The organism is Hyphomonas chukchiensis (assembly GCF_000682695.1).
Taxonomy (GTDB): Bacteria; Pseudomonadota; Alphaproteobacteria; order Caulobacterales; family Hyphomonadaceae; genus Hyphomonas; species Hyphomonas chukchiensis.
Genome location: NZ_AWFG01000001.1, coordinates 1 through 15,029, shown reverse-complemented (window position 1 = coordinate 15,029; position 15,029 = coordinate 1). Strand labels below are relative to the sequence as shown.

Here is a 15,029-nt window from a genome sequence, read left to right as displayed (position 1 = left end):
CAATTGCTTCCAGCCCACCCGCAAGAGATCCCGGCTTTCGCCGGGAATACGGATATGTTGGACCTGTTCCGGACACCTGACCGCGAATCCCATCCCGAAAACCCAAACCCACCCCCAAGCGCCCTCACAGGCGTCGCAGGCGCATCAGCCGAAAAACGGAATCCGGAACATGCGCTTGAATTTCCACCAGCGCCGCAGCCGTGCATTGTTCGGCCCGTCATTGGCATGGCGCGGAACGAGAATGTCGTTCATGCGCGGCTGGTAGCGCCGGATCAGGTCTTCTTCCACGCGCGCACGGTCAGCGCCCTTCTTGATGACCAGAACATGCCGCTCGGTTGCCCCGCGCTTCCACCAGGCCTCCCACCAGCGCTCATGCCCCATTAGGCGCGAACGGAAGTTGGTTGCCTTGCCGATATAGAGGGGGAACAGGAAGAAGACGAAACGGCGCTGGACGAAAATATAGATGCCGCCGCCTTCGGGCAGGCCTTTGGGGGTCAGCGTAATCTTGAAACGGTACGGACGGCCGGATTCGCCCAGCCATGTGTGCCAGCCAAACAAAAACAGCATGCGATTCGTCTCCGTCCCCAAAGCGGCAGCCTGGGACATCCGTGGTTAATGCTGGATTAACGGTTTGCCGCCCCGCGAAAGGGGCGCAGTGTCATTGGGCCGGAACTCGCGACCGGTCCGGAAGTTCTTACGGCTATGGCTTACAAGAATCCCCTCATGCCCTTTTCGCCGCCGCAACCCGCACGTGATGCGGAGCTGAGTGCAGACCTGGCGGCCTTCATCGAGTCTGACCGCTTCCCCTGTGTCGGGGCCAAAAGTGCGCTCGGGCTGGATCAGGTCAGCAGTGTGGAAGCCGGCGATTTCCTGTCGGATGAAGGTGACCTGCTTATGCATCAGCAGCTCAGCCAGTTCGGCCGAGAGCTTGATCCGCAGGCCATGCCTTTCAAGACATTTGTATGCGGCTTTGATCATGCGCCGGTCATGGACGAGAGCACATTCGAAACCGCGCTCTGGGAGCGCCTTCAGCGCCTTCACGAAATTGACCGACAGCACGGGGTCGAATGGGCCGAGAATGTTTCGCATGATCCGGCCTCCGCAAATTTCGGGCTCAGCCTGAACTGTGTGGCTTATTTCGTGATAGGCTTGCATCCGGGTGCCTCGCGCGCGGCGCGGCGATTCTGCCGACCAGCGCTCGTTTTCAACTCGCATGACCAGTTCGAACAGCTGCGCGCAGACGGGCGCTATCAGGCGCTGCAGAAGGTCATCCGGGAAAAGGAAATTGACGTAAACGGATCAATCAACCCCATGATCGGCACGCATGGGCAAGGCAATCAGGCCGCACAATACAGCGGCCGCCAGGTGGGAGACGACTGGGAATGTCCATTTCAATTCAGGGAACCGAAACAGGCATAGTTCACACGATCGCGCCGCGGACAGGAGTCGCGTTCCGCCTCGCGAAGGGCCAGACGCTGACGGTGATCGATCCCGAAGGCCAGCAGGTATCCGACATGCTGGCCTATAATGCGCGTGACACAAACGAAGTGATCTCGTCCGGCCGGTCGATCGACTATGCCAGCCGCCTGTTCCTGACGACAGGCGACATTCTCTATTCCAATCGCAGCAATCCGATGCTGGTGATTGGCGAGGACCAGGTCGGCCGCCACGATTTCACCCTGACGCCCTGCTCGAAGGATACGTTCCGCATAATCTACGGCGACGAGACTCCCCATCATGGGTGCCAGGGCAATCTGGAAATGGCCCTCGCGCCTTATGGCATCGGGCCGGACCAGATCCCGATTGCCTTCAATGTCTTCATGCATGTCGACACGAATGGTGAGACCGGCGAGATCAGGGTCCTGCCGCCGCTCAGCAAGGCGGGCGACCTGACACGTTTCGAGGCGCAGTTGGACCTGATCATCGCGCTCACCGCCTGTTCGGCAGGCCAGTCCAATAATTTTACTTACAAGCCCATCCAGTACAGGATTGACTGATGCCCCGCCGCAAGCAGTCTGATAGCGAAACGCAGCCCACCATCGCGCGGGCCAACTGGTTTTCCGATCTGCAACTCACGCGGCGCGGCCTTATCGTCAGGAAGACCGGGCGGCGCATCGGCCTCGCTGAAATCACGCCGATGGAATTCATCAAGTTTTGCCTCTATTTCGCGGTCGTGCTGGTGAAGGGGCTTTACGTCCGCATCACCCGCCCCAGTCATCTCGCCGTCTGGTTCGCGCCGGACAGGCCACGTCCCTGGTATATCCTCTGGTCGGCGATGACCCTTTCGGGCGTCCGCTTCGCCCGCACACCGGACAAGGCCGATGTCGCCTTCTATTTCGAGGACACGGTGAAGGGCGATCCGCCGCCTGCCGGCAATCTCGTCCAGCTCAATGCCATGTGCAGCGATATCTCGAAGAGCCGCGTTGCCGATGTGTTTACGGACGTGTCTGGCCATCCGCTAAGGCTGGACCCGCAAGCGCATCAAGGGCAAGCCGTGGAAAAGAGCGAAGCCAACGGCCTGCACGATGGCCGTATTGTCGACTGTCCCATAAGGCCGGCGCCAGGCAAGACCTATCAACGCCTGATCGACTCCTCCGACGGGACCACCGCGTTCGACTATCGCACCACCATTATCGGCCGCGTCCCACGCTTCGTGCTGGTCAAGACCAAGCAGGCCCGCAATCGTTTCTCCATGCATAATGACACGGTCGTCTACCGCGAACTGGCTGAGGTTTTCATGCCCGCCGAGATCGACGTCATCACGCGCTTTGCCGCAGCCATGGCGCTCGATTGGGCTGCGCTCGACGTGCTCCGCGATGCTGTGTCGGGTCAAATCTATGTCGTCGATGTCAACAAGACCGACACCGGCCCGGCGGTCGATCTCTCCTGGCGCGACCGCAGCCGGGTCATGCGCGCCATCTCGCAGCACTTCCTGATGATGATCACTGGCGCCGCGCAGCTGAGCGTGACAGGAACCGCCTCACAGGCTGCGCGTACCGCTCCTGAACCCATCAGGTCAGGATACAAGATTGAAACTCCGCGTCAGGTCTGAACTCGTCTACGCTTTTCCGCAGGATACTCAGGCCATCGTCGCGATCCATGTCGCCCGAACGCCTGATCAGGCCATCCTGTCTGAAAGCCTCGTCATCTCGCCGGACGGTCCCATCCTTCAGGACATGGCCGACCATCACGGCGAGCGCCGTTTCCGCGCGGCTTTTGAAGGCGAAACCAGCATTGTCTACGAAGCCACAATCGACAATGCCAAGCCCCGGCTCCTTTCGCCGAATGCGAGGCTCGAGGCCTGGCTTGAGCTGCCGCCGCCTGTGCTCGAATACCTGCTGCCGAGCCGCTACTGCCCGTCCGACAAGTTCATGTCCTTTGCCCATCGCGAGTTCGGCCATCTCGCCCCCGGCGGCGCGCAGGTCCTCGCCGTGCTCGACTGGATCTACAATCATGTCGACTATGTGCCAGGCTCCAGCCATGGCGGCACCACCGCCGAGAATACCTTTGTTGATCGCGCCGGCATCTGCCGTGACTTCACCCATCTCGGCATCAGCATCTGCCGTGCCCTGAATGTACCGGCCCGCGCCGTCAGCGCCTATGCCTGGCAGCTCGACCCGCCGGACTTCCATGCCGTGTTCGAAGTCTATCTGGACAGTGTCTGGTGGCTCGTCGATGCGACACGGCTCGTGCCGGTCGAGAATCTCGTGCGGGTGGCAACGGGCCGGGATGCCGCCGACATTGCCTTCCTCACCACATCGGGCAGTTGCGACCTTATCAATCAGGCCGTTTCGGTGGAGCTGCTTAACCCGTGACCTGCGCGGCCCGGCTTGCGATCAACTCGCGTATGGGCCGGAAGCTGGTGCGATGATGCGGGCAAGGGCCGAGCCGTTGCAACGCCTCGGCATGGGCCGCCGTGCCATAGCCCTTGTGACGGGCAAAGCCATAGCCCGGATGGGCCCCGTCCATCTCCTTCATCAACGCGTCGCGCTCTGTCTTGGCGAGGATCGAGGCGGCCGAAATCGCCGGTTCGGTGAGATCGCCCTTGATGATTGCGCGCGCCTCGCAGGGCAGGTCCTTCGGCAAGGCGTTGCCATCGATCAGGATCATCTCCAGCCTCAACTGCCGCGTAACGCCCGCAATGGCGCGCGACATGGCCAGGAAGGTCGCCTCGCGGATATTCAGCCGGTCGATCTCTTCAACACTGGCATGCGCCACACAAAAGGCCGCCGCGCGTTCGCGGATCAGCGGCGCCAGCGCGTCGCGCTGCGTTTCCTTCAGCGCCTTTGAATCCGTCAGCCCTTCAATCGGGCGCGCCGGGTCCAGCACCACGGCGCCGGCCGTCACCGGCCCGGCCCAGGGGCCCCGGCCAGCTTCGTCGACTCCGCAGGTCAGAAGGATCATTGTGTGCATCGATAGAGTCCAGCGCGAGTCGGCCTTGCTATAAACCCCACGCTCCTATTCATTGCAGTCTCTCCTGCACCCTCCACGAGGATTCTTCCGCCCATGCCTGAATTCCTGGCCTCTCCCGCCTTCTGGGGCAGTCTTGCCACACTGACCTTCCTGGAGGTCGTGCTCGGCATCGACAACCTGCTGTTTGTCTCCATCGCCACTGGCAAGCTGGAGGGAAAACAGAAGCAACAGGCCACCCGCGTCGGCATCTGGGGCGCCATGTTCCTGCGCATCGCCATGCTGGCGCTCATCTTTGTCATTATCGGGCTCGACAAGAATGCGCTCTTCCAGCTGCCGCACGCCATTGCGGTCATGGTCTCGGGCGGCGACGAGGCGCTGATGCATCATGTCGAGGACGTGACGATAAAGGACCTGATCCTGCTGGCGGGCGGTCTCTTCCTGCTATGGAAGGGCACGCAGGAAATCCACTCGGCCGTCGAGGGCACGGGGCATGAAGAGACAGACGCCAAAAGCGGCTTCACGGCGGTCATCATCCAGCTCTTCGTCATCAACTTCGTCTTCTCGCTCGACAGCGTGATTACCGCCGTCGGCATGACCGACGACCTCATCGTGATGATCAGCGCGGTCGTGCTGTCGACCTTCGTGATGGCCATCGCAGCCGAGCCGCTGGCGAAATTCATTGCCGACCATCCGACGACCAAGATGCTCGCCCTCTCCTTCATTCTTCTGGTCGGCGTCGCCCTTGTGGCTGACGGCCTCGGCTTCCACATACCTCGAGGCTACCTCTATTTCGCGATCGCCTTCTCGCTGGCGGTCGAACTGCTGAATATACAGGTGCGCAAGACCGCACCGGAAAACGGAGATCATTGAATGTCAGAGCCCTATGCCATCCGCATCCATGAAAACGGTGGTCCGGACGTCCTGAAGAAGGAAGCGTTCGAACCGAAGCAGCCCGGCCCCGGTCAGGCGCTGGTAAGGCAGACGGCGGTCGGCCTCAATTTCATCGACACCTATTATCGCACCGGCCTCTATCCCGTGAAGTTTCCCTTCACGCCCGGCAGCGAAGGCGCCGGCGTGGTGGAAGCCGTAGGCGAAGGCGTGACGGATCTGAAACCCGGCGACCGGGTCGGCTATGTCGCGTCCGGCACCTATGCCACGCACCTGACGGCACCAGCGGCCAGCCTTATCAAACTGCCCGACGGCATTGCGGATGAAGACGCCGCCGCCGTCATGCTGAAGGGCCTGACCGCCTGGATGCTGCTGTTCGAAATCCGCCCCGTGAAAGCCGGTGATACGCTGCTTGTCTGGGCGCCCGTTGGGGGCGTCGGCAGCCTGCTCGTGCCATGGGCGGCCAGCCTTGGCGCGCGCGTCATCGCCGTAACCTCATCCGAGAAGAAAGCTGAACTCGCCCGGGCTTCGGGCGCCAGCGATGTCATCATCGGCTATGACAATGTCGCCGAGCAGGTGAAGGCGCTGACCGACGGCAAGGGCGTCGATATGGCGCTCGACAGTGTTGGCAAGGTGAGTTTCGAAGCCTCGCTCAGCAGCCTGAAAAAGCGTGGCTGGATGGTCTCCTACGGCAATGCCTCGGGCATGGCTGATCCCGTGCCGCCGGGACGTCTGGCCCAAGGCGGCTCGCTGATCCTGACGCGGCCGACTTTGTTCAGCTTCATCGACACGCCCGAAGCCCTGGCGCGCGGCGCAAAGCTGCTCTTTGCTGCGCTGCAGGATGGCACCCTCAAGGCCGAGATCGGCCAGCGCTTTGCCCTGTCAGATGTGGGCGATGCCCATCGCGCCCTCGAAAGCGGCAAGACGACCGGCGCAACGATCCTCAATCCCTAGTCGCCCATGGTGCTGAGGATTGCCAACCGGGACGCGCGGCGGCTGTGGCTGGAGGCTCAGGGCCTCTCAGCCGCGCCGACAGGCCCGCTTGATCTTCCCGATATCATCCGTCGCCTCGGTTTCGTTCAGCTCGACACGATCCGCGTTGTTGCCCGCGCGCATGACCATATCCTGTGGAGCCGCAACCAGAACTATCGCGAGCCCATGCTGGAAAAATGCCTCGCCCGCGACCGGCATGTGTTTGAGCATTTCACGCATGATGCCTCGCTGATCCCGATGGATTTCTATCCCATGTGGCGCCGCCAGTTCCGGCGCATGGAAGCGCGTCTCGAGCGCTCCCAGTGGTATCGCAGCATGCCGGACGCGGCCGGCCGCGAAGACATCAAGGCGCGCATCGCGGCCGAGGGCCCGCTCAGCACCAAGGCCTTCGACACGAAGATTGAAGGCCCGCGCGAGATGTGGCACCGGCCGCCCCACAAGCTGGCGCTCGATTACATGTGGTATGTCGGCGATCTGTCCACCTCGCACCGCGAGAACTTCACCAAGCATTACGACCTGACGCACCGCGTGATCCCGCAGCACCTGCGCGATATGGAACATGAAGATGAGGCCCAGCTGGACTGGCTCTGCCGTGCGGCGCTCGCCCGGCTCGCCTTCGGAACAGTGGGAGACATCCAGCGCTTCTGGGCGGCAGCGGACATGGCCGAGGTGAAGGCCTGGACCCTTGCGAATGCCGGACAGCTGGTGCCGGTGGAGGTGGAAGGCGCGGACGGGCAGTGGGCAGCGGCCCTCGCCCCGGCCGACATCGAGGCGCGCCTCAACGCCGCTCCCGCGCCAACCTCGCGCCTGCGCATCCTCAATCCGTTCGACCCCGTCATCCGCGATCGCAACAGGCTGACGCGCCTCTTCGGCTTTGACTATCGGATTGAGATTTTCGTGCCCGCCGAGAAGCGGCAATGGGGCTATTACGTCTATCCATTGCTGGAAAGCGACCGTTTCGTCGGCCGTATCGAAGTGAAGTCAGACCGCGACAAGGGCGAGCTCAGCGTCCACCAGCTGTGGGTGGAGCCGGGTGTGAAATGGACGGATGCGCGGCAGGCGAAGCTGAACGCCGAGCTTGACCGCATGGCCCGCTTCGTCGGTGCGACGGACGTGGTCTGGCTTACGGGTTGAGCGCGGCCGCCATCTCCGCGAGTTTCGCCACCGTGTTCATGTTCCGCCCCGTGCCGGATTTCGCCGACGGGATCTGGAGTTTCGATTGGCCCTGGCCATCCGGATAGAAGACATAGAGTTCCCGCGTGCCGGTTTTCAGGACTTCCGTGGTCTGGTGCTTCAGGCCTGCCAGGGCATCGGCCTTTGGCGCCGCCTCGAGGAAGATCGCAACCACCCGATTACCCGCCTCATCCGGGAAGGGATTATTGTCGCGCACCGCGGCCATTTCCCTGGCGCTGCGCACGAAGACGCCGACCGGCTTGCCGGCATAGGCTTCCAGCCGCGCGTCCAAAGCCGCCCTGACCTTTGCTTCGGGCAGGTCTGACCGGAACACGACATTGCCGCTGGCAATATAGGTTTTGACGTCCGCGAACCCGGCCTCCGTGCACATGGCGGCCAGTTCGGTCATCGCCAGCTTGCCCGTGCCACCGACATTCACGGCCCGCAGGAGCGCCACATAGGCTGTCATTGGGGATTGCTCACCGGCAGCGCCAGCAGCAGCGCCGGGTCGATATAGAAATCGTCTGCGCGCGCCTCGCTCTGGGCGTTGCGCCATTTAACGGCCCAGTGCAAATGCGGCCCGGTCGTGCGGCCAGAATTGCCCGTCTTCGCGATCAGGTCACCGCGCTTGACCACATCGCCCACTTTTACGTCCACTTCCGAGAGGTGCATGAAAACCGATGTCAGCCCATGGCCATGATCGAGAAAGATGGCGCCGCCTTCATAATAGAGGTCCGGATCGGCGAGGATGATGGTTCCGTCGGCGGGCGCGACGACGGGGGTGCCGATAGGCGCCGCCATGTCATAGCCCTGATGAACGGAGGTCGATTCGCACGGCTTGCCGGTGACTTCCGAGACGCCGATATATTTCCGCGTCGGTCCGAAAGGCGACGAGGCCGGTGCGTCGGCCGGTTTGATAAAGCCGTTCAGTGCGCCGGGGCCCGGATTGAACGTCGCGAATGCGTCCTGCTTGATCTGCCACGAGCGGGCGGCATGCGCCTTCTGCTCGGGCGAGCGGGCATCGACCTTGTCGCAGTCAAAGCCCTTGATGGTGCGGAACTCGTCATGGCGCTCGACAATGGCGAGATCGCCATAGGAACCGTCAGATGCCGTCCAGCCGATAACCGCCGGCGCTTTGGAACTGATGCCGAACTGGGCAGAGCCGGCCGCATCGGCCACCTGCTTGACGCCGCCGACCGTGAATGTTTCGCCGGGCGCACCATGGCAGATCACGAGGCCGCCCTGTGTCAGGGCGCCATCGCAGACGGGGGTGATGGCGGGCTGGTATGTGGCAACGGGGGCTTCACCAGGCACCTGCGCGCACGCGCCTGTGCAGATGACAAGGGTGAGCAGGATCTCCCGCAGCATCATCCCTTGGCAGGAATCATGCGCGTGCCAGCGGCCGCAGCGTCCCAATAGGGCTCCTGCCGGTCAACGCTCCAATAGCGCAGCGCCTGCAGCGGAATCTTGCGGCCGGTCACGGCACATACAACAAAATCACCGGGTGCGAGCACCTGGATATCGGCATCGAGATAGCGAAGCCGTGCTTCGCCCGCTTGGCGGTTGGATCGTGTCAGCATTCTGCAACCATGCCTGATCCGGGCGGAAAAGAAAAGGTGCGGAGAACAGAAAGTTTCCGCTTTGTTCCAGAGAACAAATATGGTACATCCAAAACATGGAAGGCAATAGGGGGCCTTGCCAAACTGACCCCCATAGTGGACCTAAGGAGACGACTCATGGCCAAACCAGCGCTACAACTTGTGGACAAGGAATCCGGTGTGGATAAGCAGAAGGCTCTTGAAACGGCTCTAAGCAATATTGAGCGCTCTTTCGGCAAGGGCTCGGTCATGCGACTGGGCGACCGGAAGGTGATGGATATTGAAGCGGTCTCGACCGGTTCGCTGGGACTCGACATTGCGCTCGGCATTGGCGGCATCCCGCGTGGGCGCATCATCGAGGTCTACGGTCCTGAAAGCTCGGGCAAGACGACGCTGGCCCTGCATTGCGTGGCTGAAGCCCAGAAGAATGGCGGTGTCTGTGCCTTTATCGACGCCGAGCATGCGCTGGACCCGGTCTATGCCGGCAAGCTGGGCGTTGATCTCGACGACCTGCTGATCTCGCAGCCGGATACAGGCGAACAGGCGCTGGAAATTGCCGATACGCTGGTCCGCTCGGGCGCCGTGGAACTCCTCGTCATCGACTCTGTGGCTGCCCTGACACCGCGCGCTGAGCTTGAAGGCGAGATGGGTGATTCCCTTCCCGGCCTGCAGGCCCGCCTGATGAGCCAGGCGCTGCGCAAGCTGACCGGCTCGATTTCCAAGTCGAAATGTACCGTCATCTTCATCAACCAGATCCGCATGAAGATCGGGGTCATGTTCGGCAGCCCGGAAACCACATCCGGCGGCAACGCCCTGAAATTCTACGCGTCTGTCCGTCTCGACATCCGTCGCATCGGCCAGATCAAGGAACGGGACGAGGTCATCGGCAACCAGACCCGCGTCAAGGTCGTCAAAAACAAGGTGGCTCCGCCTTTCCGGCAGGTGGAATTCGATATTATCTACGGTGAGGGCATCTCCAAGACGGGCGAGCTGATCGATCTCGGCGTCAAGGCCGAAGTGGTCGAGAAATCCGGGTCCTGGTACTCCTACAAGGGCGAACGGATGGGTCAGGGACGCGAGAAGACACGGACCTTCCTGAAGGAAAACCCGGCCATTGCCGATGAAATCGAGGATTCGATTCGCCGCAATGCGGGCCTTCTCGCCGATGAGCTTCTTACGGCCGGCATGGAAGCCGACAAGGATGACGATATCGAACCGGATGCCGCTGAGGGCTGATATCAGCCTTCGCATTCTTGTCTGAAATGGCTGGAATTCGGCCCTTTCAGCCCCTGTTTGCAGCCAGGTCTTGTACCTGAACTTGTCCCTTTGTGGCGCACCCGGCTTGGCGCGCCGCAAAGGGACCTTTATATCGCCGGTTGGAGCCGGTGTGGGACAACCCTCGCCGCACATGAATATATACGGCTAGGACCCTGCCCATGACTGGCGTGAACGATATCCGAGAATCCTTCCTCTCCTTCTTCGAGAAGCAGGGCCACACACGCCGTGCCTCGGCGCCGCTTGTGCCCCAGAACGACCCGACCCTGCTATTCGTCAATGCCGGCATGGTGCCGTTCAAGAACATTTTCACCGGGGCCGAGACGCCCTTTGCGCCCCGGGCGACGACATCGCAGAAATGCGTCCGGGCCGGTGGCAAGCATAATGACCTCGACAATGTGGGCTATACCGCGCGCCACCACACATTCTTCGAAATGCTCGGCAATTTCTCTTTTGGCGACTATTTCAAGGAACAGGCGATCCAGTATGGCTGGAACCTGGTAACGAAAGAATTCGGCCTTGATCCGAAGCGCCTGCTTGTCACCGTCTATGCCGAGGATGACGAGGCTGCTGCCCTCTGGAAAAAAATTGCCGGTCTGCCCGATGACAGGATCATCCGCATCGCCACGTCCGACAATTTCTGGTCCATGGGCGATACCGGTCCGTGCGGCCCGTGCTCGGAAATCTTCTACGATCACGGCGACAAGATTCCGGGCGGCCCTCCCGGCAGCCCGGACGAGGATGGTGACCGTTTCATCGAGATCTGGAACCTGGTCTTCATGCAGTTTGACCAGTCGGCAGACGGCTCGCGCATCTCGCTGCCAAAACCGTCCATCGATACGGGCATGGGGCTTGAGCGCATCGCGGCTGTCCTGCAGGGCGTCCACAACAATTACGAGATCGACCTCTTCGCCAACCTGATCAAGGCCGAGGAAGACCTCTATGGCGCCAAAGCTGAAGGCGATCATCTCGCCTCGTTCCGCGTCATTGCAGACCATTTGCGCACATCCGCCTTCCTGATCGCTGACGGTGTGCTGCCGTCGAACGAGGGACGCGGCTATGTCCTGCGCCGCATCATGCGCCGCGCCATGCGCCACGGACACCTGCTCGGTGCGCGCGCGCCGATGATGCACCGCCTGACGCCCGCTTTGATCGGCGAGATGGGCAAGGCCTATCCCGAACTCGGGCGCGCCAAGGCTGCGATTGAGTCCGCCCTTGAACAGGAAGAGGGTCGTTTCCAGCGCACGCTGGGCCGCGGCCTCTCGCTGCTTGAAGAGGCCACAACCGGTCTCGGTGCGGGCGACGCGCTTCCCGGCGAAACGGCCTTTCGCCTTTACGACACGTTCGGCTTCCCGCTCGACCTGACGCAGGATATCCTGCGCGCGCGCGGCATGTCGGTTGATACCGATGCGTTCGACGCGGCCATGGATGTTCAGCGCGAGGGCTCGCGCAGCGCGGGCTTCACATCGGGCGATGCGGCGACGGATGACATCTGGTTTGCCGTTCGCGAGAAGTCCGGCGCCACAAAATTCGGTGGCTATGGCGCGACCGAAGGCCAGGGCAAGCTTGTTGCCATCGCGGCCGGTGGCGCGCTAGTCGATACGCTGGAACCCGGCGCTGCCGAGCTCGTGTTCGACGCAACACCTTTCTATGCCGAAAGCGGTGGCCAGGCCGGCGACCATGGCGAGATCGCCTTCGAGGGCGGCGCGCGCTTCATCGTGCGCGACGTGCAGAAGCGTGCCGGCGATGTGCATGTCCACGTCGGCGAACTCGTCAGCGGCTCGGCCAAGCTTGGCGCCGTGGCGAAGCTTCATGTTGACGCCGTGCGACGCAAGGCCGTGATGGCCAATCACTCCGCAACGCACCTGCTGCATGCCGCGCTGCGCAATGTGCTCGGCGAACATGTGACGCAGAAGGGCTCGCTTGTTGAAGCTGATCGCCTGCGGTTCGACTTCTCGCACGGCGCGCCGGTGACGGCGGCGCAGTTGGAAGCCATCGAGGACCAGGTGAATGCCGTAATCCGCCAGAATGCGGCCGCCGAAATCAAGGTCACGACACCGGAGAAGGCGATCGAGGCCGGGGCACTTGCCCTGTTCGGCGAGAAATATGGCGACGAGGTTCGCGTCCTCTCCATGGGCAAGGGCGAGGGCAAGGCCTATTCGGTCGAGCTTTGTGGCGGCATCCATGTCGAGCGCACAGGCGATATCGCCGTGTTCGTGATCACGTCAGAAGGCGGTGTTTCCGCTGGCGTACGCCGCATTGAGGCCGCAACGGGCGCCGAGGCGCTGGCCTATCTGAAGGGCCGCGCGCGCATCGCCGAGGATCTCGCCGAGAGCCTGAAAGTGCCGCTCAAGGATGTGCCGCGTAAGGTCAGCGCGCTGGCCGACGAACGCCGCGCACTGGAGAAGGATCTGGCCGAGGCCAAGCGCAAGCTCGCCATGGGCGGCGGTGGCAGTGCCCCGACCGGACCGGAAGTGGTCAATGGCGTCAACCTTATCGCGCGTGTCGCTGAAGGCGTTGGTGGCAAGGACTTACGTGCGTTGGTCGATGAGGCCAAGGCCAAGATCGGCTCGGGCGTCGTGGCCTTTGTCGGCGTGGCCGATGGAAAGGCCGGCGTCGCGATTGGCGTGACGGCAGATCTGACGTCGAAATTCTCGGCCGTTGATCTGGTGAAGGTCGCCGCGGCTGCCCTCGGTGGTCAGGGCGGCGGTGGCCGACCGGACATGGCGCAGGCCGGCGGGCCGGATGCCAGCAAGGCGGACGAGGCGATCGCCGCCGTCAAGGCGGCGCTGGCGGGCTAGGTATTTCGGCTTGAATGGCCCGGTGCTGACGCTTGGGCATTTCATTGCTATTTTTGATCCACCGGATCAAAAATTCTGGCGGAGCCTGACCGCAATGAAATGGTCGGAGTGAGAGGATTTGAACCTCCGACCCCCGCCTCCCGAAGGCGGTGCTCTACCAGGCTGAGCCACACTCCGAACCGAAGATCGGCGTATTTACGCCCGCCGCAAAAATTTTCAAGGGGGTCAGCTGGCCACTGCGAGCAAGGGTTCTTCAGCGCCCGGTTGCCACTGGGCATGCTTGGTCATGATGGATTTGAAGAGGGGGCTGGCAAGGTGGCCGGCGAGCCACTCCTGCAGTGCAGGCAGCGGTTGGGCGGCGAACCATTCGCGGTCCGTGGCGGCGAACTGGCGCACGAACGGAAAGAGGGCCATGTCGGCGAGGGTGCGCTGCGGGCCAAGGAGCTGACCGCCTGATGCGGCAATGCGTGCGTTCCATTCGGTGAGGATGGCCAAGCCGTCTGCGCGCTGGGCCTCCGGGTTCAAGCCGTCATAGCGGGTGGGATATTTGTAGCGGTCGAGCGCGTGTTTGAAAGGGCCGTCGCTCTGGGTGATGAGGGCTTGGGTTTCGGCGCTGTCGGCGCCTAGCCAGTTTTCGGGGTCGTTCCGGGCGAGCGCCCATTTCATCACATCGAGGCTTTCGTCGATGACGGTACCATCCGGCAGGACGAGGACCGGGACGGTGCCCTTGGGACTGGCGGCGAGCATGGCGGCGGGTTTGTCGCGCAGCACGACTTCGCGGATGCGGATGTCCATGCCGCTGATCGCGAGGGCGAGGCGGGCGCGCATGGCATAGGGGCAGCGGCGGAAGGAATAGAGGACGGGCAGGCTCATGCGTCCTCGCTCCGGCGTGCCTCCGGGCCCATGTGTTTTTCGCCCCGTGCCTTTGCGAGGTCGATCTGCTTCTGGCGCTCGGCAAAGCGGGCGCGCTGGTCGTCGCTCATTTCGCTGATGCAGTGCGGGCAGGAGACCCCGGCTTCAAAGGCAGCATGCTGCTTGTCGGCCTCGGTGATCGGGCGCTTGCAGGCATGGCACATGTCATAGGAGCCGGGCGTGAGATCGTGGCGGACGGAGACGCGCTCGTCGAAGACGAAACATTCGCCCTGCCATTTGCTGTCCTGCTCGGGCACGGTTTCGAGATATTTGAGGATGCCGCCTTCGAGGTGGAAGACATCGTCGATGCCCTCGGCCTTGACGAAGCTGGTGGCCTTTTCGCAGCGGATGCCGCCGGTGCAGAACATGGCGACCCTGGGTTTGCGGCCCTCGGATTCGAGCTTGGCGCGGAATTCGCGGAACCAGTCCGGGAATTCGCGGAAGGTCTTGGTGTTCGGGTCGATGGCACCTTCGAATGTGCCGATGGAAACTTCGTAGTCATTGCGCGTGTCGATGAGGACGGTGTCCGGATCGGAGATCAGCGCGTTCCAGGCCTCGGGCGCGACATAGGTGCCGACGATGGAATTGGGGTCTGTGCCGGGCACGCCCATGGACACGATTTCGCGCTTCAGGCGGACCTTGAGGCGCAGGAAGGGCATCTCGTCGGCCTCGGCAAACTTGGCCTGCAGCGTCTCGCAACCGGGCAAGGCGCGCAGGGCCGCAAGGGCTGTGTCTATGGCTTCCGGCGTGCCGGCGATGGTGCCGTTGACGCCTTCGGTTGCGAGAAGGACCGTGCCTTTGACGCCCGCCATTTCCAGCGTTTCGGCCAGCGGCGCGCGGCGGGACTCGAAGTCCGGCAGCGCGAAGAATTTGTAGAAGGCGGCAACTTTGAAGGTCATGGTTGCCGCTTATGGCAGATCGCGGCGGGAATTTGAATAAGGGGCTGCACGTATGACGCCTGTGAGGGCGCTTGGGG

Annotated in this window: 16 protein-coding genes and 1 tRNA gene; 9 read left to right on the top strand and 8 right to left on the bottom strand. The window is 62.5% G+C overall.

The features are described 5' to 3' along the window. Positions 1-144: 144 nt before the first annotated feature. The gene (locus HY30_RS00085) at positions 145-567 is read right to left on the bottom strand and encodes a GIY-YIG nuclease family protein (protein ID WP_051614524.1); all 423 of its coding nucleotides are present in this window, start codon (positions 565-567) and stop codon (positions 145-147) included. Between the two features lie 135 nt (positions 568-702). Here HY30_RS00085 and gntA point away from each other — a divergent pair, with 135 nt between their 5' ends. The 4 genes from gntA to HY30_RS00065 are packed head-to-tail and all read left to right on the top strand — an operon-like array spanning position 703 to position 3,815. Next, positions 703-1,419, top strand: a complete 717-nt coding sequence (gene gntA / locus HY30_RS00080) for a guanitoxin biosynthesis heme-dependent pre-guanitoxin N-hydroxylase GntA (RefSeq protein ID WP_051614522.1) — start codon at positions 703-705, stop codon at positions 1,417-1,419. After that, positions 1,383-1,997, top strand: coding sequence for a DUF1989 domain-containing protein (locus HY30_RS00075; RefSeq protein WP_034735732.1), 615 nt, complete (start codon positions 1,383-1,385; stop codon positions 1,995-1,997). The genes gntA and HY30_RS00075 overlap by 37 nt, the downstream gene beginning before the upstream one ends. Beyond that, positions 1,997-3,052, top strand: a complete 1,056-nt coding sequence (locus HY30_RS00070; RefSeq protein WP_051614520.1) for a hypothetical protein — start codon at positions 1,997-1,999, stop codon at positions 3,050-3,052. The genes HY30_RS00075 and HY30_RS00070 overlap by 1 nt, the downstream gene beginning before the upstream one ends. Beyond that, a complete protein-coding gene (locus HY30_RS00065; RefSeq protein ID WP_034735730.1) occupies positions 3,030-3,815 on the top strand; it encodes a transglutaminase-like domain-containing protein in 786 nt (261 codons plus the stop codon). Before HY30_RS00070 ends, HY30_RS00065 begins: the two co-directional genes overlap by 23 nt. On the opposite strand, the gene HY30_RS00060 is transcribed toward HY30_RS00065, so the two are convergent. Beyond that, positions 3,805-4,413, bottom strand: a complete 609-nt coding sequence (locus HY30_RS00060) for a ribonuclease HII (RefSeq protein ID WP_206741385.1) — start codon at positions 4,411-4,413, stop codon at positions 3,805-3,807. The two genes, HY30_RS00065 and HY30_RS00060, sit on opposite strands and share 11 nt — an antisense overlap. Before the next feature lie 93 nt (positions 4,414-4,506). Here HY30_RS00060 and HY30_RS00055 point away from each other — a divergent pair, with 93 nt between their 5' ends. Genes HY30_RS00055 through HY30_RS00045 form a run of 3 tightly spaced genes read left to right on the top strand, consistent with a single transcriptional unit; the run spans position 4,507 to position 7,428 of the window. After that, positions 4,507-5,283, top strand: coding sequence for a TerC family protein (locus HY30_RS00055; protein ID WP_034735729.1), 777 nt, complete (start codon positions 4,507-4,509; stop codon positions 5,281-5,283). Next, positions 5,284-6,255 carry a quinone oxidoreductase family protein gene (locus HY30_RS00050; RefSeq protein ID WP_034735727.1) on the top strand — a complete coding sequence of 324 codons (972 nt, stop codon included), beginning with the start codon at positions 5,284-5,286 and terminating at the stop codon, positions 6,253-6,255. A 6-nt stretch (positions 6,256-6,261) separates the two neighbouring features. After that, positions 6,262-7,428 (top strand): winged helix-turn-helix domain-containing protein, encoded by a 1,167-nt coding sequence (locus HY30_RS00045; RefSeq protein WP_034735725.1) that lies wholly within the window; start codon positions 6,262-6,264, stop codon positions 7,426-7,428. On the opposite strand, the gene HY30_RS00040 is transcribed toward HY30_RS00045, so the two are convergent. From HY30_RS00040 to HY30_RS00030, 3 genes are read right to left on the bottom strand one after another with little or no spacing between them, the layout of a single operon-like run. Continuing rightward, positions 7,418-7,936 carry a DUF1697 domain-containing protein gene (locus tag HY30_RS00040; protein WP_034735723.1) on the bottom strand — a complete coding sequence of 173 codons (519 nt, stop codon included), beginning with the start codon at positions 7,934-7,936 and terminating at the stop codon, positions 7,418-7,420. The genes HY30_RS00045 and HY30_RS00040 overlap by 11 nt on opposite strands. Next, entirely contained in the window at positions 7,933-8,838 is a 906-nt protein-coding gene (locus HY30_RS00035; protein ID WP_051614518.1) for a M23 family metallopeptidase, read from the bottom strand. The genes HY30_RS00040 and HY30_RS00035 overlap by 4 nt, the downstream gene beginning before the upstream one ends. Further along, positions 8,835-9,047 (bottom strand): DUF2093 domain-containing protein, encoded by a 213-nt coding sequence (locus HY30_RS00030; RefSeq protein ID WP_034735721.1) that lies wholly within the window; start codon positions 9,045-9,047, stop codon positions 8,835-8,837. Before HY30_RS00030 ends, HY30_RS00035 begins: the two co-directional genes overlap by 4 nt. Before the next feature lie 156 nt (positions 9,048-9,203). On the opposite strand from HY30_RS00030, the gene recA reads away from it, so the two are divergent. Further along, complete coding sequence (gene recA, locus HY30_RS00025) at positions 9,204-10,301, top strand: recombinase RecA (RefSeq protein ID WP_034735719.1); 1,098 nt, start codon at positions 9,204-9,206, stop codon at positions 10,299-10,301. 200 nt (positions 10,302-10,501) lie between these two features. Beyond that, entirely contained in the window at positions 10,502-13,141 is a 2,640-nt protein-coding gene (gene alaS, locus HY30_RS00020) for an alanine--tRNA ligase (RefSeq protein ID WP_034735717.1), read from the top strand. Between the two features lie 100 nt (positions 13,142-13,241). On the opposite strand, the gene HY30_RS00015 is transcribed toward alaS, so the two are convergent. The 3 genes from HY30_RS00015 to trhO form a co-directional block, all read right to left on the bottom strand. Then, a tRNA-Pro gene (locus tag HY30_RS00015) sits at positions 13,242-13,318 on the bottom strand. A gap of 48 nt (positions 13,319-13,366) precedes the next feature. Then, positions 13,367-14,014 carry a glutathione S-transferase gene (locus HY30_RS00010; protein ID WP_034735714.1) on the bottom strand — a complete coding sequence of 216 codons (648 nt, stop codon included), beginning with the start codon at positions 14,012-14,014 and terminating at the stop codon, positions 13,367-13,369. Continuing rightward, positions 14,011-14,952, bottom strand: coding sequence for an oxygen-dependent tRNA uridine(34) hydroxylase TrhO (gene trhO, locus HY30_RS00005; protein ID WP_034735711.1), 942 nt, complete (start codon positions 14,950-14,952; stop codon positions 14,011-14,013). Before trhO ends, HY30_RS00010 begins: the two co-directional genes overlap by 4 nt. Between the last annotated feature and the right edge of the window lie 77 nt (positions 14,953-15,029).